The sequence below is a fragment of the Leptolyngbya sp. FACHB-321 genome (assembly GCF_014695975.1).
In the GTDB taxonomy this organism is placed as follows: domain Bacteria; phylum Cyanobacteriota; class Cyanobacteriia; order Leptolyngbyales; family Leptolyngbyaceae; genus Stenomitos.
In genome coordinates, this window is record NZ_JACJPI010000031.1 from 24,921 (window position 1) to 46,807 (window position 21,887).

Consider the following 21,887-nt stretch of genomic DNA (forward strand, 5'->3'; position numbering starts at 1 on the left):
ACTTTTGTCAACAGCCACTGTACTTCAAAGTTCCGGTGCATTGCGGTTGTTATACCTCAGCCACTGATTTCTTAGCAAGGAATTCACTTGAACTCACAACTTTGAATCCCCTTACTCTAGTCATATGAAATGGTCGGCTTGAACCGAGCAAGCTTGCGACAGCAGGATAAGAACTACCCAGCTTTTCTAAAACATCTTTTGAGGCTTGATTAGATTTCAACATAGCAGCCCAAATTGCTTTAACCTCATATGACCAATTAAGATTAACTGGCGTACAAAGAGCGTCCTCCAAGCGCACAAAAGCCAGTTCGTCTTTTGTGCAGTATTCGCTTGCTACAAACTCGAACTCAAATATCACTTGTTCATCTTCAGATTCAATATGACGCCAGCAGATGTATAAACCACTGAGTTGACAATCATCAATAAATAGTCCATCTACCCCTGTTAGTGCATCAATAATGGGCTTGATGCCGTTATCAATATCCGCTTTCGCATCTGTTTCATATCTACTTTTTGTTGGCAAAAGCCATGTCAAGTTTAGAATAATATCTCCCGTCAATATGTAATCTAAATTCTTAAACTGGTTTTTAATTGAATGAACGTATTTATTGCGAGTTTCTTTACTGGCTTGAATTGAAGCAGGCGATCCTTTGACCGTAAATTCGGCTCTTCCGAAGGGGGACGGAATTTCGCCACGCTTTGTCCTATCTAAGCCCTCAGCCAATTCGTCAGTCATCAAGAGTAAGTTTTTTCAAGCGATATAACTATTATTGAACGGAAGGATTCCGTAAAACATTTCAACTAACATCAGTAGCCAGTAGCTTGTGTTTACTCCATCATTTATAGAGGCTAATGTTAGGCATAGCTACGCTTATTGAACCAGGTACGATCGCACCGCACCTGACTCAAATTAGCACCCACTTATACGGCACTGAAAAGAAATTACTCCGCAAGATTAGCTTTTATGCCTGGGCATGCGTCACAGCTTCCGGTTTTGGCAAGCCGTTTTCAGGATTGATCGCCAGAAGATGAAGAATGCGTCGCAGTGAAATTTTGACTTGTGTGGATTGATTGGTTAACTCACGTCCCAAGTCATAAATGGCTTGCTCGATCAGGTAATTATTTAGCATCACCTCTAACTCTTGCTGGGTCTTGGGCAAGAAGCTGTCACGAGTAGCAGTGGTCAGGTACGCTTTGATAAAGGTTGTACTCACCCAGCGATACCAAAACTCTGCCCATTGCTGCATTCGATGGAGTTGCTCAGGATGGCTCATGCCGCTTTCGATTTCGTTGTCAAGCGCAGTGTTAACGGCGTAGTAAAACGATTGCAGCATCCCTGCTACATCGCGCAAGGGCGATCGCTTCATCCGTCGCTCACTCAAGCTGCGGGCTGGGTCGCCTTCAAAGTCGATGATAAAGAAGTCTTTGCCCGTATAGAGCACCTGCTCTAAGTGATAATCACCGTGATAGCGAGTTCGCAACGCCGTAATTTTGTGGTTTAAGACCAATTGAAACCGTTGTAAACAGGCATCATGCTGGCTTAAAACAGTGGTGGCTAGCGATCGCGTCTCAGGTGGCAACACACTCAAGCGATTTTTCAAGAGTAGGAAGACGCGCCCAGTGAGGTTGCGGCTGTACTGGTAGATCGATCGTTGGTAGAGCGTAGTAAAGGGTTCGGGCGCAAAGGCAGGCGTGTCAGCATCCACTGACAGAGCAATATGGAGTTCAGCAGTCCGCTGCCCCAAAAGCTGCATATTTGCCAGATAGCTATTGATCGCTTTGCAGGCAGGAATCTGGGAAGGAACGGAGGGCAGAGGGCAGTAAGGAACCGGGAAAAAGACTTCTGGCGAGGTTGGATCGGCGGGAGCGTTAGCGCTTGCAGACTCTAACTCTAGCGGCGAACCGACGGGCATGGGTGCTTCAGTAATATTCGACTGATCCATCGTGACAAGATCAAAGTAGTCACGCAAATGGTCGATCGTATAGTCCCAAGCGCTGCGGGTATCGGGGATAAACTCCTGCAGAATGCCGATCGTGATGGGTTCAGCCGAGGGACGATGGTAAGTCAGCGTACCAGCAATCGAGGGAATGCCGGTAAAGTGCTTGTGTTCATCCAGAAAGCGGCGGACTTCTAGATCTGGATGCAGCCCTTCCTCAACCTTTTGGAACAGCTTTAGAATCAGGCGATTTTGAGCGGCGACGCTACCAGTTTGAGCATAGGTAATCGACGTATTGTTGTGTAAGCCTTTCAGCAGCGCTGGCTCAAAGGGCTGAATGCTGCCACCACGTTCATCATTAATAAGGGAACCATCATTCGGTTCACTACCGCTTAACTCGTTGAACAACGACGTTGTGGCTGCCACCAACGTCCCCGCCGTATTCTTGTAAACCTGGTTCTCAGCAATGCTATCTAGCAACGCGGTTAAAAATTGCTTGTCGGCGATCGCATCAAACAGCACTGCCACATCATCGCTATTTGACAGCTTTAGCCGTGCCACTACTGACTGCGGTGTCTCGGACAACAACTGTAGCGCTTGTTCACCCTCAGCAACCGCCAAAAACAGCACATAGGTTTGCGGGTTGCCCTGAATGTAGTCCACGTGCAGCTCAAGCATTTGCGCGTGGCTATTGCCGTAGGGAATCGCGATCGCTTCTACGAGGCGAGTGGATTGCACCGTACGGACTCTGCCGCCAAACCAGGGATGGCTGGACAAGTAATTGGGCAACAGGTTTTCTAAACCAGACGTAAAACTGCGTGTTTGGGCTGACTGCAACTGAGAAAATGCTCTTTCCCACGCGCCATCTAGCACCAACATGGGTAGTTCCGCATGGGGTTTTGCAGTAGGCAGGGGAAGCACTTGCGGCTTGAGTGTAAACCAATAGACCGCGTAGGGACCAATACTAAGGAAGTAGGGCAAATCCTCGATCGGTGGAAACTCAGTGCGTCCAAAAATCTCGACGGGCACCCACCCCTTCAACGCCGATAGCTCTAGCTCAACAGTCTGCACAAAGCGAGACAAATTCGCGACGACCAGAATTAGCTCGTCCTTATACGTACGTGTGAAGGCAAGTACCTTACGGTTTTCGGGATGCAGAATCTGAAAATCGCCGCTGCCCAAGGCTTGAAAGCGGTTCCGCATTGCAATGAGCCGCTTCGTCGCATTCAGGAGTGAGCTAGGGTTCGCCCGCTGCGCCTCGACGTTAACGGTTGCATAGTGATACTCTGCCTCGACAATCAGGGGCAAATACAGTCGTTGAGGGCTGGCGTTGCTAAAGCCTGCGTTACGGTCAAAGTTCCACTGCATTGGTGTGCGAACCCCGTTGCGATCGCCCACGTACACGTTGTCGCCCATCCCAATCTCGTCGCCGTAGTACAGCACCGGCGTTCCAGGCAGGGAGAGCAGCAGACTGTTAAGGAGTTCAATCTGACGGCGATCGTTACCCAGCAACGGAGCCAACCGACGCCGAATGCCCAAATTCACCCGCATCTCTGGATCTTGGGCATAGACGCGATACATAAAATCCCGGTCTTCATCCGTTACCATTTCCAGCGTCAGCTCGTCGTGGTTCCGCAGAAACAAGCCCCACTGACAGTTATCGGGGATAGCTGGCGTTTGCTGTAGGATGTCAGCGATTGGAAAGCTATCTTCCATCCGCAGCGACATAAACAGCCGTGGCATCAGTGGAAAGTGGAAGTTCATGTGACACTCATCGCCATCGCCATAGTAGGCGGCAGCATCTTCAGGCCACTGGTTTGCTTCTGCCAACAACATCCGGTTGGGAAACTTTTCGTCTACGTGCTGGCGCAGTTGCTTCAAAAAGGCGTGCGTTTCGGGCAAATTCTCGCAGTTAGTGCCATCACGCTCATACAAATAGGGCACTGCATCCATCCGCAGCCCATCCACACCTAGCGCCAACCAAAAGTCCATGACATCAAACACTGCTTGGCGCACCGCAGGATTGTCGTAGTTCAAATCGGGCTGGTGGGAGTAAAAGCGGTGCCAGAAGTACGCCTTGGCAACAGAATCCCATGCCCAGTTAGAGGTTTCAAAATCCTGAAAAATAATCCGCGCTTCCTGATATTTGTCAGGGGTATCGCTCCAGACGTAGAAATCGCGCTCTGGGCTACCTTTAGGCGCTCGTCGTGCCCGCTGAAACCAGGGGTGCTGGTCAGACGTGTGGTTAACAATCAGTTCAATAATGACGCGAATACCACGCTGGTGAGCCGCTTGCAAAAGCTCCTTAAAGTCGTCCAGCGTGCCATAAATGGGATTCACATTCACATAATCGGCAATGTCGTAGCCATCATCCCGCAGTGGTGATGGAAAGAAGGGCAGCAGCCAGATCGCAGTTACACCCAGATCTTGAAGATAATCCAGTTTCTCAGTCAGTCCACGAAAGTCGCCAATACCATCACCGTTACTGTCGGCGAAGGCACGCACCGGCACTTCATAAATAATGGCATTCTTAAACCACAAGGGATCATTCTTCAAGGTCAACCCATCCATTCGCACTCAATGTCCGTCACCAAATTAGCGGAAATAGTCCACTTCGTCATCGTACAAAGGTTAGAGCGATCGCGTGACAATGCTTTCAACGCTCATCTGTGTAGTGGCTATAGACTTTAAAGTGCTCTTTGTTAAATAGAAAATAATTTTATCCAATCCTTAAGAAGGATGCGTTTGGCGAACATTTTCTTTTATGAATGGCATTGCTGATCGTGAAAGAAGCGATCCTAAACTCCGGTTTCTTTATTGCGTCCTGATTAAACAAGCTAGACCTACTTGAGAAAGCAAAGATCCGGCAGTGATTTTCTGACATACCACCTTTAAAAGCGATCGCCGAACCAATATGAGCTTTCAACGTGCTAGCGGCGTTTTGCTGCATCCTACCTCTCTCCCCAGCCGCTTTGGTATTGGAGATCTCGGTCAAGCCGCTTACGCCTTTGTCGATTTTTTGGCGAAGAGTGGTCAAACGCTATGGCAGGTTTTGCCATTGGGACCCACAGGCTACGAGCATTCGCCCTACATCATGAATTTCAGCACCTTTGCGGGCAACCCGCTGCTGATCGATTTAGAGCAGCTAGCCGCAGATGGCTTGTTGGACACAAGTGCCTTAACGCCTTTAACCAATGTTGACCCAGAGAAGGTTGATTTTGAGAAAGTCATTGCTCATAAAACTCATTTGCTGAAGCAAGCACACGATCGCTTTCTCACCGCACGATCGCCCGACCAGGACGCGAAATTCGCACAGTTCTGTCAAGAGCAAGCGTCATGGCTGGATGATTTTGTGCTGTTTATGGCGTTACTAGAAGCAAACGGCGGCAAAAGTTGGCATCAGTGGGAACGCGCGATCGCCCGACGCGAACCAGATGCCATTAAAGCGCAAACTGAAGCGTTACAAGCAAGCATTCAATATCAGCAATTTGTACAGTTTAAATTCTTTGATCAATGGCAGAAGCTACGCCAGTATGCCAACGCTAAAAACATCAAAATCATTGGCGATATTTCCATTTACGTCTGCCACAACAGCTCAGACGTTTGGGCTGATCCAGAGCTATTTAAGCTTGATCCAAACACGTTTGAGCCAGCATTTATTGCTGGTGTACCGCCTGATTATTTCAGCGCTACTGGGCAGCTTTGGGGCAATCCTGTTTACAACTGGGAGCAAGCGCAGAAAACAGATTTTGCCTGGTGGATCAAACGCTTTCAGGTGACGTTGCAATACGTCGATATTGTCCGTGTTGACCACTTTCGTGGCTTTGAAGCCTACTGGCAAGTGCCGGCTGGGGAAGAAACTGCCATTAACGGCGAATGGATTGAAGCGCCCGGTGAACAATTTTTTACCGCATTAGAAAAAGCATTGGGAACGTTGCCGATTTTGGCAGAAGATTTAGGCATCATCACGCCCCCAGTCGAAGCCTTGCGCGATCGCTTTGACTTCCCTGGCATGCGAATTCTCATGTTTGCGTTTGGTGATGATGCAAACAATGCCTATCTGCCTCACAACTACGTTAGAAACACGGTGGTTTATCCCGGTACGCATGACAATGACACCGCGATCGGGTGGTGGCAGCAAGCCAGTGCAACCGAGAAACAGTTTCTTGCCAAATATCTAGGCTACGATTCGCCCGACGCAATCAAGGACATTAATTGGCTGCTCATTCGCACGGCGCTAGCTTCGGTTGCCGATCTCGCCATCATTCCACTGCAAGATCTCCTGGATTTGGATGGGCGATCACGCATGAATGATCCTAGCCACAATGCAGGCAACTGGCGCTGGCGCTACCGTAGTTCTGATCTGCTCACACAGGAGTTGAGCGATCGACTTCTCGCTCTGACCCAACTTTATAGCCGGTAACACTCCGGTTGAGCGGCATAAGGGAACTATAACTGAAGCAAAAACCCCGTATGCCGCTCCAACAACTTGTTAGGCTACGAAACTAATTAGATCCGTATGCCTTCAACAACGCTAACAATGCCCTGGGTTGGTACAATTCTGCTCACTTTAAAGCCAGCAGCAGTAAATAGGGCACGGAATTCTTCCGCTGTGCGTTCCTTACCACCCGGACTCATTACTAACATATTCACATCGAGAAGTTTGCCGATAAAGGGATCGTTGCCGGGAGGAATAACTTGCTCCACAACCAGCACTTTGCCACTGTCTGCCATTGCTCGATGACATTGTTTAAGAATAGCGATCGCCCGTTCATCATCCCAGTCGTGAATGATGTGTTTGAGCATATAGGCATCGGCATCAGCAGGCACAGATTCAAAAAAGCTGCCGCTTGATAGTTGGCAGCGATCGCTCACGCCACTGTTTGAAATATGAGCTTTTGCCCGCTCAATCACCTCTGGAACGTCAAACAAAATCCCGGTCATACCCGGATTGGCTTGCAGAATAGAGGTCAGCAAACTACCATGACCACCGGCTACATCCACCAGAGTACGAATGGATGAAAAGTCATAATCTGCCCTTACGCCCGCATTTTCAACGCTAGAAAAGCTCGTCATCGCTCGGTCAAAAATGTCGGCGGGTTCAGGATTCTGAGCATAATAATCAAATATATTCATGCCAAAGAGGTTTTCAAACCCACTGTCACCAGTCTTAACGGCGTGCAGAATGTTGCCCCAACTGTTGTAGTGTTCGCGATCGCCCAGCATGATTGCCACATCCCGCAGGGAACTGGAAGAACCACTCTGGAGAAAAGCTGCCAACGGTGTCGTGGCAAATTTTCCTGGTGACGTTTCAACAAAGATTCCGACGCTTGCTAGTGCCCGCAGCAGTCGATAGAGCGACTGCTCATTAGTCTCGGTTGCGATCGCCAGTTCTGTACAACTCTTTTCACCAGCAGCTAAGTGATCAGCAATGCCGAGCTTGGCAGCAGCGTAGATCGTTTGCGACACCCAATAGCCCGTGATCATCTGCATCAGGAGCATTTGGGGCGGAGGTGCTTCAATGCCTTGAGACAGTGTTGAAGTGGTTTCGAGCTGAGATGATGTTTGCATATTTGTAGACCTAAAGCTTCTGCTCATAGATACTTTAGAGCCTTCAGGGAAAACGGACAGAGACCCAATAAATTTCTTAATTGGTGCACAGCTCTACAAATATAGAGCAGTCTTTCTACCGCCTTTAGGCACACACAGTAAGAGGGCTTAGTTCAACCGAAAGTATGCCCTGGAGCATCAGCTTCTTGCGCTCACTCAGCTTTATAATCGCCAGCTATATCACAAAGCATCTGCGGTTTCTCGCACAGATTGAAGAAACTGAATTACCTCTTGAATAACTGGAGCTTTACGGAGATCTTCAAGATCTTCATTTGTGAGTTGCTCGACCAATTGAGATTGACTCCGAAAATTCTTCGATTGAGAAATTAATTGCTTTAAAGCTTGCCAAGGCTGGTGCACTGCTAGACTAAGCATATCTTGAGAAGGCGTATACCCTAGTAGACGCGAAAGCAAGGAAATATCTCGAAAAAAAATGATTTCGAGAGCAGGAATAGCCAGTATTACTTTAACTGGCGTATTCGCAGCAATGTTTCCAACGATTTCTTCAGTATCTTTAAGTCGTTGTTCAACTTGCTCCGGGATAGATGCATCAGCATCCGCCACGATTGCGACAGGGGACTGTCGGCGAACAATCAAAGAACGAGCTAGCGACTTGACAGCAGAGAGTCCACCCGCTGCAACAATCTCAACATTGCTAACAAATTCTTCTGGAAGAAGACGCTTCAACAATTGTGCGTCACGCTCACCCTCACACACAATGTAAGCTGTCATGGAATATCCCTCTCTCTAACATCATAGTCAGGTAGCCCATCTTCTACGCACACGCGATATTTAAGAAGGAGCAGTTCACAGATCGATTCTCGCTCTAAAGCATATTTTATCTCTTCTCCACTCCAGAGCAGAATTGTCTGAGGCAATGAAAAATAGGAGAGATGGCGTGCTGGATCAGTAAATCCTGTTCGACTAAAGACTAAACCAAGTGTACTTGCAGGGCGACGCAAAAGTTGATTACGTAGTTTAGCGATTGGTGCGATGTCAACATTAACCTTATCAGCAAAGTCTTTGCTCTCTATTAAACAAGACAGCCCTGAACAGTAAACTACACCATCAACTTGTTCAACCTCTTCCCCAAACAATCTCACACTGTACGAATACTTAACCTCTGCTCCATCAAGCTGAAAAGCTCGTAGAACCAAGTACTCAAAAGCTTTTCCTGAATCCCATCCTGGAGTGTTACGGTTCTCAATGCGCTCCCAAAGCGATCGCAAATCTTTCCATTGCAGGGATTGAATCATTGCTTCGTATTTTGCCGCCGCCGTCAATCCCAATCCTCCAAGCCGTGACTTGTGATCTGCCAGACCTAGCTTACAACGTTAACTCAGCGCTTATAACGGTTTCCAGTTAATTTACTTTCAACAGCGGTTTCCATGGAACTCTTCTCAATAGCTAAAGCCAGATAACAATTATTAGACTGAAACTTTCCGCCTAAGATCCTGTCGTGGATGAATGGGCAAGATAATTCAGCATAATGTCCCAACTTTCGTGCTTCAGTAGAACCGTTCCGCGTAATACGCTTGCTGAAGGTGGATAGGCAAAATCTTTCTGCTTATTTTTCAGATCTGCTACGGTTTTGAGCGAACGTACTATTGGAGGCACCATAAAATGCTCGTGTATCGCTACGTGGGTGTAAGCTCTCGATCGCCTTCGTTACTTTGTCTCAAATATTCAAGAAATTGCACTCATAAAATGGCTTGAGCGTCTTGCGGCAGTGCAAGGACTTTAGCTTTAAGGAGGGTAGCCTACTACTACGATCGCCCCTCATGATCTTTCCAAAGAATGTGTCCTGAAACAAACGATCGCACTTCACCATTAGGTAGTTGCAATAAGAGATAACCACGATCGCTGATTCCAGCAGCTTGTCCTGTCACTTGTTCGCTACCTATTTCGACAGTGATGGTATGTCCCGACAGTGCATCGCGGCTTCGGAGCGCAGGTAATAGTGCTTTTAGTCCAGTGCTTTCGCCCGTATTCTGTTCTGGTTTTAGCAAGCCTGCTGTTTGCAGCAAATAATGACGGAGGCGTTCCAACAGCAATAGTGGATCGGGAACGAGCGGTGAAATCTGGTGCAGGCTCATAGCTTGACCGATCGCGCTAACGTCCAAGCCTGCCTGCTCAAAATCAACACGGCAGTTCAGACCAACGCCAACCACAACACGCCCCGAAGTACCGCTAGCAGTCGCCTCGCACAGAATGCCCGCTAGTTTGCGTCCGTTCAACAGCACATCATTCGACCACTTCAAGCGCAGCGTACCTTGCAAGCTCGGCAACAGATCTTCAACAGCGTAAATCACGCTCAGTCCTGCGCCCAGGCTGATGACAGGCAATTGTGCAACGGGAATATGCTCCAAAACAAAGCTAGCGGTCAACACACCAGGAGGAGAATGCCACACTCGTCCGTGTTGTCCCCGTCCAGCCGTTTGTTGTGGGGTGTAAACGACGTCACCATGCTGCAACTGCGGGAGATGCGCGATCGCCCAGCTATTAGTGCTGGGGCAAGACTCTAGCCAATTTAACCAGATGGGCAATGGGGGCTGCGATCGTGACATCAAAAAGGATGTTGACAATACAGACCGTAGTTTACAGCAGCACTGAATGACGATCGTGGTGTAAACGGCAGTAAAGCGTTCATGCTTGAGGCAGAAGGCAGCGCTACTGTATGCAAAGCAAAGTGAAAGGAAGAGAATCCTAGTGATCGCCGAAATCATCAACCCGTGCGGCATCAGCAAAGAGCCTCTCTCATCACCTTTTCATCCTTACCATTTCATCCTTCATCCCTCTGCCTCCTGCCCTCTGCCTTCTTAGTAAAACGATGAACACTACATCTAAATTCCTTAGTGCAGTACCAGTACTGCCAGCCGTTGATATTGCTGCCACGATCGCGTTTTACGAACAGCAGCTCGGCTTCACGACCGAGTTTCAATACGACGATTACGCTGGCTTGCGACGGGGTGGCGCTCAAATTCACCTGCGGCAATGTAGCGATCGACAATTGGCAGAAAACACCAGTTGTCGTATCAACGTCAGCGGTATTGAAGCACTCTATGACGAATACCAGACGCAGAATGTGATTCATCCCGATGGGGCGCTGACAACCAAACCTTGGGGCTTAAACGAATTTACCGCTTTGGACTTAAACGGTAACTGCGTCGTCTTTGCGGAACAGCCCGCCACCAGTAATCGGCGCGATCGTACCGATTAATTTCAGCCGTACCAATTTGAGGAAATGTAAAACCTCGATACAATGAAGCCTGTTCCCTTGACGTGCGTACTCTATGTCAGCCTCGATCGCTGCTCCTTTCTCCGCTGAAGACATTGCCGCAGAGGGCATCAAGCCAGAGGAGTATGAAGAAATTGTGCGTCGTCTGGGTCGCCATCCCAACAAAGCCGAACTGGGTATGTTTGGGGTCATGTGGTCAGAACATTGCTGCTACAAAAACTCGCGCCCTTTACTGAAGCAGTTTCCCACCGAAGGCGATCGCATCTTGATGGGTCCCGGCGAGAATGCGGGCGTAGTGGATCTAGGCGATGGGCTGCATCTGGCATTCAAAATTGAGTCGCACAACCATCCATCGGCTGTAGAGCCGTTTCAAGGTGCAGCGACGGGTGTGGGTGGTATTTTGCGCGATATTTTTACAATGGGCGCACGACCGATCGCCCTCCTTAATTCTCTCCGCTTTGGTTCGCTGGATGATGCCCGTACCCGTCGCCTGTTCAGTGGTGTGGTGTCTGGCATCGCCCACTACGGCAACTGCGTGGGTGTGCCCACGGTGGGCGGCGAAATCTACTTTGATCGTGCTTACGCTGACAATCCGCTGGTCAACGTTATGGCATTAGGCTTGATGGAAACGCCAGAGATTGTCGTGTCAGGGGCAAAAGGCATTGGCAATCCCGTCCTGTATGTTGGTTCAACAACGGGACGTGATGGCATGGGTGGAGCCAGTTTTGCCAGTGCTGAATTAAGTGATGCTTCAATGGACGATCGCCCCGCCGTGCAAGTGGGTGATCCCTTTCTCGAAAAATCCCTCATCGAAGCCTGTCTGGAAGCATTCAAAACGGGGGCAGTCGTTGCCGCCCAGGATATGGGTGCGGCGGGTCTCACCTGTTCTACCTCTGAGATGGCAGCCAAAGGTGGCGTAGGCATTGAGCTGGATTTGGACTTAATCCCGTCGCGCGAAACGGGCATGGTGCCGTATGAGTATCTGCTGTCTGAATCGCAAGAGCGGATGCTGTTTGTAGCGCACAAGGGGCGCGAACAAGAACTCATCGACATTTTTGAACGTTGGGGACTTCATGCTGTCGTCGCTGGAACCGTCATAGCCGAGCCGATCGTTCGCATTTTCTTTCAGGGCGACATTGCTGCCGAAGTACCCGCAACTGCACTTTCAGACAACACGCCCATTTACCACCGCGAGCTTTTAGCAGAACCACCCGACTATGCTCGCCAAGCCTGGGCATGGACTCCAGCTACTCTCCCTCCTTGCAGCGCTGATGGCATTGAGCTTCAAGGCACACAACACACCTGGAATGACATTCTGCTGCAACTGCTGGCAAGCCCGACAATTGCCTCCAAACGTTGGGTTTATCGTCAATACGACCATCAGGTACAGAACAATACAGTGATGCTGCCTGGTGGTGCTGATGCCGCGATCGTCCGTACCCGCCCCCACTCTGCACCCCTCACGCCTCACGCCTCGCTGAAAGGCGTTGCTGCCACCGTTGACTGCAATCCTCGCTATGTCTACCTGCATCCCTATGAAGGTGCCAAAGCAGCTGTAGCAGAAGCGGCGCGTAATCTCAGTTGTGTGGGTGCCGAGCCGATCGCGGTCACCGATAACCTGAATTTTGGTAGCCCCGAAAAGTCGATCGGCTACTGGCAGCTAGCCGAAGCCTGCCGTGGGTTAGCCGAAGCCTGTAAGGCATTCAGCACGCCTGTAACGGGTGGCAACGTGTCGCTCTATAACGAAACACTGGATGCAGACGGCAAGCCCCAGCCCATTTACCCTACGCCTGTGGTTGGAATGGTGGGGCTGATTCCCGATTTAACCAGAATCGCTGGGCAAGGCTGGCAAGCAGAAGGCGATGTTATTTACCTGCTCGGCGCACCAATCGAACCTCTAGCTGTTGACCCGTCCCCATTCCCCTCTCCTAACGCCCCACTCCCCACTCTAGGCGGCTCTGAATACCTGGCAGTGGTGCATGACACGATCGCGGGTATTCCTCCCATCATCGACTTTGACTTGGAGCGCCGAGTGCAGTCAGCCTGCCGCGAAGGTATCCGTCAGGGCTGGGTTCGCTCTGCCCATGATTGCGCTGAGGGTGGTTTAGCAGTGGCATTAGCAGAATCATGCCTTAGTGGTGGTCGTGGAGCCACTATTACCCTTAACCCTGTGCAACTTCAGCCCTCAAACGAGACTCGTTGGGATCATCTCTTGTTTGCCGAAGGTGGCGCACGCATTGTGGTGTCTGTGGCTCCAAATCAAGTTGCACAGTGGGAAATGTATCTTATGCTACATTTGGATACTGATTGGGGCATCATTGGTCAAGTTGGTGATCAAGAGGCTGCTTTGCAAATCGCGATCGCACCGACTTCATCCTCAAGTCATAACAAGCCTTTAATCAATCTTGCGCTTGCAGATATGGGCGATCGCTGGCACAACGCTGTTGAGCGAGGGCTTGCACCCTAACAACACGCTGTCTTGAACCTCAATTAGGCATCAGCTAAGTAGGTTTGAGGATTGTTACGATGTAACTGTCAGTTAATGAGAAGATTAAATAAATATTAAGCAATCGCTAATTCTACGTGTCCTCAGCGGTTCGACAGCAGAGCATCGATTCTAGATTGATTCCTTCTAAACCGATGCCACTTTGTCGTTCCAGCGTCTTTTAGTCATCCGCTTCCGCCCGATCGCCCAGTGTACTCGCCCAAGTGTGTTTTCCCGATCCCATCCATAACCAGGAGCTGAACTGAAGCATGATCCCAAACCAACCGTCTTCTGTTGACCTGTCCCTTGCTCAGTCTGCTTTATCCCTAGCTGAGTTTATGGCAGAGTCAACCGCTGCTGATAAGCCAGAAGAAGCCTGCGGTGTTTTTGGCGTGTATGCGCCAGAGGAGGATGTTGCCAAGCTCACCTACTTTGGGCTGTACGCGCTCCAGCATCGTGGTCAAGAATCTGCCGGGATTGCAACCTTCGACGGCAATCGCGTCCATCTGCACAAAGAAATGGGGTTGGTGTCACAAGTCTTTAGCGAAAATATTTTGGGCACGTTAACCGGGACGATGGCGATCGGGCATACCCGCTACTCCACTACAGGCTCTAGCCGCGTCGTCAATGCCCAACCCGCTGTTGTCGAGACTCGCTTAGGCTACCTAGCACTTGCGCACAACGGCAACCTGGTGAATGCGCCTGACCTGCGAGATGACCTACTGAAGAGCAACTTTACGCTACTGACCACGACAGATTCGGAGATGATTGCGCTGGCGATCGCTGAAGAAGTCAACAATGGTAAAGGCTGGCTCGAAGGAGCAATCAGCGCGTTTCATCGTTGCCAAGGTGCCTTTAGCCTGACGATCGGCACACCCTCTGGTTTGATGGGGGTTCGTGATCCCAACGGCATTCGTCCGCTGGTCATTGGCACGCTACCACAGGCAAACCCAACTGACCCGCTCCGCTACGTTCTAGCGTCCGAGACTTGCGCTCTCGATATCATTAGCGCTGACTATGTTCGTGATGTCGAACCGGGCGAACTGGTCTGGATTACAGAAGAGGGACTGGCATCGTTTCATTGGACGCAAGAGACGAAGCCCAAACTCTGCATCTTTGAGATGATTTATTTCGCTCGCCCCGATAGCACCATGCAGCAAGAGAGCCTGTATAGCTACCGTATGCGGATCGGTCGGCGGTTGGCGATCGAAGCTCCGACTGATGCCGATATTGTGATTGCAGTTCCTGATTCGGGCATTCCTGCGGCGATCGGCTACTCGCAAGCGTCCGGCATTCCATACGCAGAAGGGCTAATCAAAAATCGCTATGTCGGTCGCACGTTCATCCAACCGACCCAAACGATGCGTGAGTCGGGCATTAAAATGAAGCTCAATCCCCTGAAGGACGTGCTGACTGGTAAGCGCGTGATTATTGTGGATGATTCGATCGTGCGGGGCACCACCAGCCGCAAAATTGTCAAAGCACTACGCGATGCGGGGGCAACAGAGGTGCATATGCGTGTCTCCTCACCACCCGTCACCCATCCCTGCTTCTATGGCATCGATACTGACAACCAGGATCAGCTCATTGGTGCGACCAAAACAGTTGCCGAAATCGCTGCTCAAATCGGCGTTGACTCCCTCAGCTACCTGACCTGGGAAGGGATGCTAGAGGAAACGCGCAGTGATCCTAACAACTTTTGCTCTGCCTGCTTTACCGGCGACTATCCCGTCCCTGTGCCCGAACCCGTGAAGCGCACAAAGCTACGGTTGGAGACGGTCGCAACGCTGGAGACAGTGACTACAGGGTAGCAATAAGCTTTCAGCCGTCAGCCAAAAGAGCGGTGAAAAGGGGAACCGTCTACCTCAACAGGTAGCATAGCATTCAGCTAGCGGTAGCCAATTCTTGATTAAAAGCTGATGGCTGAAAGCTAGCCGTAACTACAGTATCTCTGCTCACGGCTTAATCTCCGCAATGCGAAAGCCCATTTGGCATTCAAACTGATAAGGCTGTGTCTCTGTAGCGTTGCACTCACTGGTATTACTAAGAGCACGACCGCAGTAAAGTTTGCCGCTTTGCCAGCGAGGTTTGCCGCTTTGGTCCGCCAGCAGACACGTTGAGCAAACCAGGTGCGGGGAAATCAGTTGATTATCCATGAGGATGACTAGCACGCAACACCTCCAGTGAACGTCCAAGCCTTGAATTTAATTGTCTTAAGCCCATTGTATGAGGCAGTTGAATGGCTGCGAGAACACGCATACAGAGCTTAATATGCTCGATTAGGGATCGCTGTATGCGCTGACTCATTTTGAGCGAACCATCGCTCCGAGCGCCTGTAAACAGCGTTATTATTGTTTACCTGGGACGGTTTTCTTTGCTCAAGCTTCTGGCTGTTAGAGTGAGAAAGTATGCGTCTTGCCGACATGCCAAACGTTTATTGCGCTTTTAAGAGGTTTGCTCCTGTGACTCGAACAGATTTAGATTTTCTTGCCGAAACTGATCCCGCCATCGCTACGATTATCCAGCAGGAACTCCAGCGTCAGCGGGATCACCTGGAACTAATTGCCAGCGAGAATTTCACATCTGCGGCAGTGATGGCAGCGCAAGGGTCTGTGTTGACCAACAAGTATGCTGAAGGGCTGCCGGGCAAGCGTTATTACGGCGGCTGCGAATTTGTCGATCATGCTGAGGCGATCGCGATCGATCGTGCCAAGCAGCTTTTTGGTGCCGCTCACGCTAACGTACAGCCCCATTCTGGTGCACAGGCAAACTTTGCGGTGTTTCTGAGTTTGTTAGAACCTGGCGACACGATTATGGGCATGGATTTGTCCCACGGTGGACATTTAACCCACGGTTCGCCCGTCAACGTCTCAGGTAAATGGTTTAAGGCGCAGCACTACGGCGTGAGTGCTGAAACAGAACAATTAGACTACGACCAGATTCGGGATTTAGCGCTGCAACACCGTCCCAAACTGCTGATTTGTGGTTATTCTGCTTACCCTCGCGTCATTCAGTTTGACAAGTTTCGAGCGATCGCTGATGAAGTGGGTGCCTACCTACTAGCAGACGTAGCGCATATCGCTGGACTAATCGCGACAGGGCATCATCCCAGCCCAATCCCCTATTGTGATGTCGTCACGACTACGACCCACAAAACGCTACGTGGTCCCAGAGGCGGCTTGATTTTGACCCGTGATGCCGACTTGGGCAAGAAGCTCGACAAAGCTGTTTTCCCTGGCAGCCAAGGTGGTCCTTTAGAGCACGTCATTGCAGCGAAAGCGGTTGCCTTTGGCGAAGCGTTGAAACCTGAGTTCAAAGCCTACAGCGGTCAGGTGATCGAAAATGCTCGCGCTCTGGCGGCTCAACTGCAAGCACGGGGGCTGAAGACCGTTTCTGGCGGGACGGATAACCACTTAATGCTGGTGGATTTGCGTTCGATCGGTATGACAGGCAAGCTGGCAGACCAGTTGGTCAGCGGTATCAACATTACGGCAAATAAGAATACGGTGCCCTTTGATCCCGAATCACCGTTTGTTACCAGCGGCTTGCGGTTGGGTTCACCTGCCATGACCACTCGCGGCATGGGACAGGCGGAGTTTACAGAAATTGGTAGCATTATTGTCGATCGCTTGCTCAGTCCTGATGATGCTGCCGTGACGCAAGATTGCCGCCAGCGCGTGGCTCAATTGTGCAGTCGCTTTCCGCTCTATCCACATCTCAGCGTTCCGGTGCCAGCGTTGGTATAAGGGGGGTTAATCGCTTGTTAGTCATTGGTTAGTGGTTAGTCATGAGAAACTACGGACTACTAACCAATGACTACTTAAAGAAAAATAGCCAGAGTGGGATGGTAAAGAGAAGCGCGATCGTGCTGAGGGCAATGCTGCTGGCAATTAGCTCTCGGTCTAGCTCGTATTCTTCAGCGAGAATGAGTCCTGCAAAGGCGCTGGGCATCCCAGACATCAGCACTAGCGCCAAACGTGCATCGCCAGGCAACCTTAGTAGCGTGGTGCCAAGACCAACCGCAATCGGTAGAATGACCATTTTGAGCAGCGTCGGCGGTAGGGCTGTCTGAATGCTTTTCCAACCGTGAAGCTGGCTGAGGCGCATTCCCATTAAGAGAAAAGCACCAGGAATAACGAACCAGAGAGAGGCATGTAGTACCTGTTCTGCAGGTTCTGGGAGTGCTACTGATCGCGTTGAAGAGCCAAGTGCAAATGCCCATAAGGACGGCACTGTTAGCACATCGCGTAGCTGCACAAACCAGTGATTTTGTTGCTGCGATCGCCCGTAGTAGCTAGCAAGAAAGACACCGATGCCATATGTGCCAATAATGTTGTGTGTCACGCTGTAAAACACCGCCCAGCCTAGAGCCGATGGATGAATAAGCGCAGGCACTAGACCGAGACCAACAAAGCCCGTATTACCGATCGTCGCTGCCAGAATGAAACTGCCCCGTTGAGGGCGGTTAAGTCTGGTCTGCGTCAGATCATTTGGTAGTGTTGTGTCAAGGGCGATCGCGCTTTCATCCGCTGGCATGAACAAGAGTGGCATTGGCAAAGCCTCTCTTTGAGAGCACTGTGGGCTTTCTGAAGAAGGCAAGCGTGCCAACCAGCGCTGATACATTTGCAGACTGACCCATGCCAGCAGTAAACCCAGCACAAGGGCAGCAATCGTTACAGCAGGAGCCAGCTCCAGTGTTTGTGCATAATCAGTTTGCCGTGCCAGCGCCAAGATCTGCCAGGGTACACCAACCCAATAGAGCGATCGCCCCAACAAACGAGGAAGGGCTTGCGGCACAAACCGAAAAGCAATTAGCCCCAAACCAGTCCATAAAACTAGCGGCAGGTAGGCATCAAACAGCGTGTCAGCCATAATTTAGATACCTACGGCGTTCAAATCATCTGGCTACGCGCTCATGGACAGGGCAAAAGTTTGTCACCCAACCCGTTGTGATCGTTAGCAAGTTACGAAACTTTACTCTAAAAGCTTCCAGTTTTGAATCCGCCAAATGCCATCTTTTCGCACAAGGCTGTAATTAATGCTTAGGTTAGGGCTAGTTTCAGCCTTATCGCGTTGGTCAGCTTCGTAGTACTCAGTTGCTTCGGTAACATCCGCCAAAACGTTTGCCTGGTTAGGATCGGCTTGATTCAGCTCGACCGATTTTACTGTAACGGTATGCTCGTACTTCCGGTATTGATTATTGCGTTTGGCTTCGGCAGCGGCTCCTTGCCACTCAGCCAGCTTTGCCCCTTCGAGGATGTTTGCCAGAGGCTCTAGCTTATAATCAGGTCCCATCGCATCGGCTTTGGCTGAAAACCAGGTTTGAAGGACTTTCTCAGCTACCGCAGTGGTGAGAACACCAGTAGTTGCAGTCGCTGCGGTCGGTGTAGGCAAAGTAAAGAGAGGACGATCGAGTCGCAAATCAAGCTGCTCTTCCTGGGGCACAGGCTTTGTTGCAACTCGTCGCCACAGTGATCCGGCTATAAATCCCAGCGTGATGATCGCTACCGTCAAGCCTAATGGCAATAACCAGGGAAGTAGTGTTGCCAGCTTTGTCTTAGCGACAGGACGATCCCCTCGACGACGTACGGGAACCTTACCACGTCCATCGCCATTGCCATTGGAACGATCGCCAGAACGAACACGATCACTAGAGGGTCGATCAGCAACAGGTCTTGCTGTTGTGGCTGTACCGCTACCGACCGCCTGCGGCACCCGTTCGGCGACTGGCATTGGCGTACCCTCCGTCGGGATACGATCGTCTGAAACAGCGGTGCCCATCCGCGCTGCAATGTGGGCGCGAGCCGTATGAATCAAATACTCGTGGCTGGTGTCTTGCTCCAGCGATCGCTCAGTCATAAGACTGCTATCTTCAGCAACATTGCCCGCAGACTGCACACTAACCGGACGCGCACGTCCACTCGCTCCTGCTAGAGGCGATACAGTGGCTGGACGCTCCACTCGCCCCCGACTAGACGATCCTCCCCTTGCCTCACCGTTAGCACTAGCTGCAGAAGCGGATGATAGCGCCCAAGCCGTAGTTGAATCATCGGCTTCCTCTGGTAGTTCTTCTAGATAAGACTGCACCTGCTGATCAGCAAAATAATCCTTAAGCGAGGCTTGCTGCGGCATCAGGTCACGGAAGTGTGGAAAGACCTCATCTTGTAACCAGCGCTCACCGTAGAGACATAAACCAGGGAGAAGATCAGGTGCACCCTGAGAGTGCTCACGGATGAAGGCGATCGGACCGTAATCTTGGCTCCGCTCTAGCGCCTGACTGGCGTTCTCAGTCTGCCCTAGCAGCAACGCACAAACAGCCTGCTCCAAATGCACATCCTGACGGCTGCTCAAGCGCGTGAGCATCAGCTTTGCCCGTCGTACCAGGGCTGGTTGCCGTTCAGCAAAGCCTCGCGCCAATAGCGCATACACCGACAAATAAGTGGCGACAGGAGAGGGGCGCTGTGCCTCTTGCTCAAAGAGTACCTGTTGTTCAGCAGCGGTCAAATAGCCACGCAGTTGTTGAATAAAGCGCAAAAAGTCATCAATGTTTAACCCAGACTGATCATCACCTGCCCCATCAATGCCGTCTCGCTCTTGCAGCATATCTTGCAGCAACTGCATTCCCTGATGACGCATGGCGATCTGGTCTTCGGGCAGTGCCAGCAGTTCCAGCACACGGTACGGGCGCAGTTTATAAAGGTCTGCCTGGATTTCACCCCGCACCTCAGCAAATAGACCCTCGCGCAAAAGCAACTGTTGCCCTGTTTCTAACGCTTCTGAAGCATTTTCATACTGTCGCTGCTGCCACTGCTCCCGCCCAAGTTCCATACAGGCAAGCGCAACAGTCAGCACAATGTCAGAAAAAACGATACTGGGGTCGCCAAACTGCCCCTGCTTAAGGCTGGCACTGCCGCCTGCCAAATAGGGACGACCAAGCCGTAGTACCAATTCGTATTCGCCTAAATCTTGCAGCACCAACAAGGCACCAACAAGCTGGTCATCCTGAACGTCGATGCTAGGCGTGTGAGGGTCGTTGCCGCTCTCGCTTGCGGCTGGTCGCCCGGACACCTTACTGCCTGCGAGTCCATTTCCTGACTCCGACTCTGGCTCTATCTCGTAGGCTCTGGCTAGAAAACCAGCATCGTAAAGCTGGCGCTGCTCCGGCTCAGACAGCACTGCAAACGCTTCGTCAAACAGCTTTTTGCGGGAGGCGATCGCCGCATCAGAGTACTCTCGCCGAGGCAATTGCAGCGTGCGATCGCGGTGTGCCTGTCGCAACTGTTCTGCGGTTGCCTGAATCGGCAAACCCAGTATCCGATAGTAGTCGAGCGGAATACGCACGGTGCACTTTCCTAGCGGTGAGCAATAAGGTTAAGCTATGGTAGCGGCTAGAGCTAGCCCAAAAGTTGCCATCATCATAACCTGCTAAATGCCAGAGTGGCAGTTTAACCCAGCATACGTAAAAATCCACTGAAGATAGCATTAATTCAAGAAAACTTGACCGATTCAAGCGAATATAGAAAGTCCCCAGCCAGGATTGCAGTCATAGGATTAAGTTAAATGGTTCAAGAGAGAGTCTTCCCAACGTTTCAAGCCGCTACTGCCACCGTGACAAAAGAAGAAGGGCTGTGGCTCTATGAAGACATGGTGCTGGGGCGCTTCTTTGAGGATAAATGCGCCGAGATGTATTATCGCGGCAAGATGTTTGGCTTCGTCCACCTCTACAACGGGCAAGAAGCTGTTTCAACGGGCGTGATTCAGGCGATGCGACCAGGTGAAGACTATGTTTGCAGCACCTACCGCGATCATGTTCATGCCTTGAGTGCAGGGGTGCCTGCGCGTAACGTGATGGCAGAGCTGTTTGGCAAAGAAACGGGCTGTAGCAAAGGGCGCGGTGGCTCCATGCACCTCTTTTCGGCAGAACATCGGATGCTGGGCGGCTACGCCTTCATTGGTGAAGGAATTCCTGTGGCAACGGGTGCAGCATTCCAGTCCAAATACCGTCGAGAGGCAATGGGCGATGCCTCGTCTGACCAGGTTACAGCAGCCTTCTTTGGTGATGGCACCACAAACAATGGACAATTTTTTGAATGCCTAAATATGGCGGCGCTGTGGAAGCTGCCGATTCTCTATGTGGTAGAGAACAATAAGTGGGCGATCGGCATGGCGCACGAACGCGCAACCTCTCAACCCGAAATTTACAAAAAAGCTAGTGTGTTTGGGATGCCTGGCTACGAGGTAGATGGCATGGATGTGCTAGCAGTTCGCGCCGTGGCGCAAGAAGCCGTAGCCCGTGCCCGTGCAGGTGAAGGTCCCACACTGATTGAATGCCTCACCTATCGCTTTCGAGGGCATTCGCTGGCAGATCCTGATGAGCTGCGATCGAAGGCAGAAAAAGAAGCCTGGTTCGCTCGTGATCCACTCAAGAAACTAGCGGCACATCTCCTTGAGCAAAACTTGGCAAGCCAAGACGAACTGAAGGCGATCGAAAAGAAAATTCAGGGAGTTGTCGAGGAAGCCGTAACGTTTGCTCTGGAAAGCCCCGAGCCAGATCCTAAGGATCTCTACAAGTACGTCTTCGCAGAGAACGATTAGACGCTGAACTCACACGTTGGTG

Annotated in this window: 15 protein-coding genes; 6 read left to right on the forward strand and 9 right to left on the reverse strand. The window is 50.8% G+C overall.

Going from position 1 to position 21,887, the window contains the following annotated elements; all coding sequences use genetic code 11:
- Window positions 1–49 precede the first annotated feature (49 nt).
- Window positions 50–736 carry a RusA family crossover junction endodeoxyribonuclease gene (locus H6F76_RS03865; protein ID WP_190506096.1) on the reverse strand — a complete coding sequence of 229 codons (687 nt, stop codon included), beginning with the start codon at window positions 734–736 and terminating at the stop codon, window positions 50–52.
- Between the two features lie 226 nt (window positions 737–962).
- Window positions 963–4,508 carry a maltose alpha-D-glucosyltransferase gene (gene treS / locus H6F76_RS03870; RefSeq protein ID WP_190506098.1) on the reverse strand — a complete coding sequence of 1,182 codons (3,546 nt, stop codon included), beginning with the start codon at window positions 4,506–4,508 and terminating at the stop codon, window positions 963–965.
- A 343-nt stretch (window positions 4,509–4,851) separates the two neighbouring features.
- Between treS and malQ the strand changes: the two genes are divergently transcribed.
- Window positions 4,852–6,360: a 4-alpha-glucanotransferase gene (gene malQ, locus H6F76_RS03875; RefSeq protein WP_190506099.1), complete on the forward strand. Its 1,509-nt coding sequence runs from the start codon at window positions 4,852–4,854 to the stop codon at window positions 6,358–6,360.
- A gap of 86 nt (window positions 6,361–6,446) precedes the next feature.
- Here the strand turns inward: malQ and H6F76_RS03880 are convergent, their stop codons facing one another.
- The 4 genes from H6F76_RS03880 to H6F76_RS03895 form a co-directional block, all read right to left on the reverse strand.
- A complete protein-coding gene (locus H6F76_RS03880; protein WP_190506101.1) occupies window positions 6,447–7,508 on the reverse strand; it encodes a methyltransferase in 1,062 nt (353 codons plus the stop codon).
- 219 nt (window positions 7,509–7,727) lie between these two features.
- Window positions 7,728–8,279, reverse strand: a complete 552-nt coding sequence (locus tag H6F76_RS03885) for a hypothetical protein (protein ID WP_190506117.1) — start codon at window positions 8,277–8,279, stop codon at window positions 7,728–7,730.
- Window positions 8,276–8,830, reverse strand: coding sequence for a restriction endonuclease (locus H6F76_RS03890; protein WP_190506121.1), 555 nt, complete (start codon window positions 8,828–8,830; stop codon window positions 8,276–8,278). Before H6F76_RS03890 ends, H6F76_RS03885 begins: the two co-directional genes overlap by 4 nt.
- A gap of 483 nt (window positions 8,831–9,313) precedes the next feature.
- On the reverse strand, window positions 9,314–10,288 hold the full coding sequence (locus H6F76_RS03895) for a biotin--[acetyl-CoA-carboxylase] ligase (RefSeq protein WP_242036512.1): 975 nt from the start codon (window positions 10,286–10,288) through the stop codon (window positions 9,314–9,316).
- Between the two features lie 89 nt (window positions 10,289–10,377).
- On the opposite strand from H6F76_RS03895, the gene H6F76_RS03900 reads away from it, so the two are divergent.
- The 3 genes from H6F76_RS03900 to purF all read left to right on the forward strand — a co-directional run bounded on the left by H6F76_RS03900 (window position 10,378) and on the right by purF (window position 15,081).
- Window positions 10,378–10,767, forward strand: a complete 390-nt coding sequence (locus H6F76_RS03900) for a VOC family protein (RefSeq protein WP_190506123.1) — start codon at window positions 10,378–10,380, stop codon at window positions 10,765–10,767.
- Window positions 10,768–10,840: 73 nt separating this feature from the next.
- Window positions 10,841–13,252: a phosphoribosylformylglycinamidine synthase subunit PurL gene (gene purL, locus H6F76_RS03905; protein ID WP_190506125.1), complete on the forward strand. Its 2,412-nt coding sequence runs from the start codon at window positions 10,841–10,843 to the stop codon at window positions 13,250–13,252.
- A 356-nt stretch (window positions 13,253–13,608) separates the two neighbouring features.
- Entirely contained in the window at window positions 13,609–15,081 is a 1,473-nt protein-coding gene (purF, locus tag H6F76_RS03910; RefSeq protein WP_242036514.1) for an amidophosphoribosyltransferase, read from the forward strand.
- Between the two features lie 144 nt (window positions 15,082–15,225).
- On the opposite strand, the gene H6F76_RS03915 is transcribed toward purF, so the two are convergent.
- Window positions 15,226–15,441, reverse strand: coding sequence for a hypothetical protein (locus H6F76_RS03915; protein ID WP_190506129.1), 216 nt, complete (start codon window positions 15,439–15,441; stop codon window positions 15,226–15,228).
- A 291-nt stretch (window positions 15,442–15,732) separates the two neighbouring features.
- Here H6F76_RS03915 and glyA point away from each other — a divergent pair, with 291 nt between their 5' ends.
- The gene (gene glyA, locus H6F76_RS03920) at window positions 15,733–17,016 is read left to right on the forward strand and encodes a serine hydroxymethyltransferase (RefSeq protein WP_190506131.1); all 1,284 of its coding nucleotides are present in this window, start codon (window positions 15,733–15,735) and stop codon (window positions 17,014–17,016) included.
- A 70-nt stretch (window positions 17,017–17,086) separates the two neighbouring features.
- On the opposite strand, the gene H6F76_RS03925 is transcribed toward glyA, so the two are convergent.
- The gene (locus tag H6F76_RS03925; protein WP_190506134.1) at window positions 17,087–18,142 is read right to left on the reverse strand and encodes an AEC family transporter; all 1,056 of its coding nucleotides are present in this window, start codon (window positions 18,140–18,142) and stop codon (window positions 17,087–17,089) included.
- Window positions 18,143–18,244: 102 nt separating this feature from the next.
- Complete coding sequence (locus tag H6F76_RS31340) at window positions 18,245–20,611, reverse strand: IMS domain-containing protein (RefSeq protein ID WP_190506135.1); 2,367 nt, start codon at window positions 20,609–20,611, stop codon at window positions 18,245–18,247.
- A 219-nt stretch (window positions 20,612–20,830) separates the two neighbouring features.
- On the opposite strand from H6F76_RS31340, the gene pdhA reads away from it, so the two are divergent.
- On the forward strand, window positions 20,831–21,865 hold the full coding sequence (gene pdhA, locus H6F76_RS03935) for a pyruvate dehydrogenase (acetyl-transferring) E1 component subunit alpha (RefSeq protein ID WP_190448392.1): 1,035 nt from the start codon (window positions 20,831–20,833) through the stop codon (window positions 21,863–21,865).
- Window positions 21,866–21,887 lie beyond the last annotated feature (22 nt).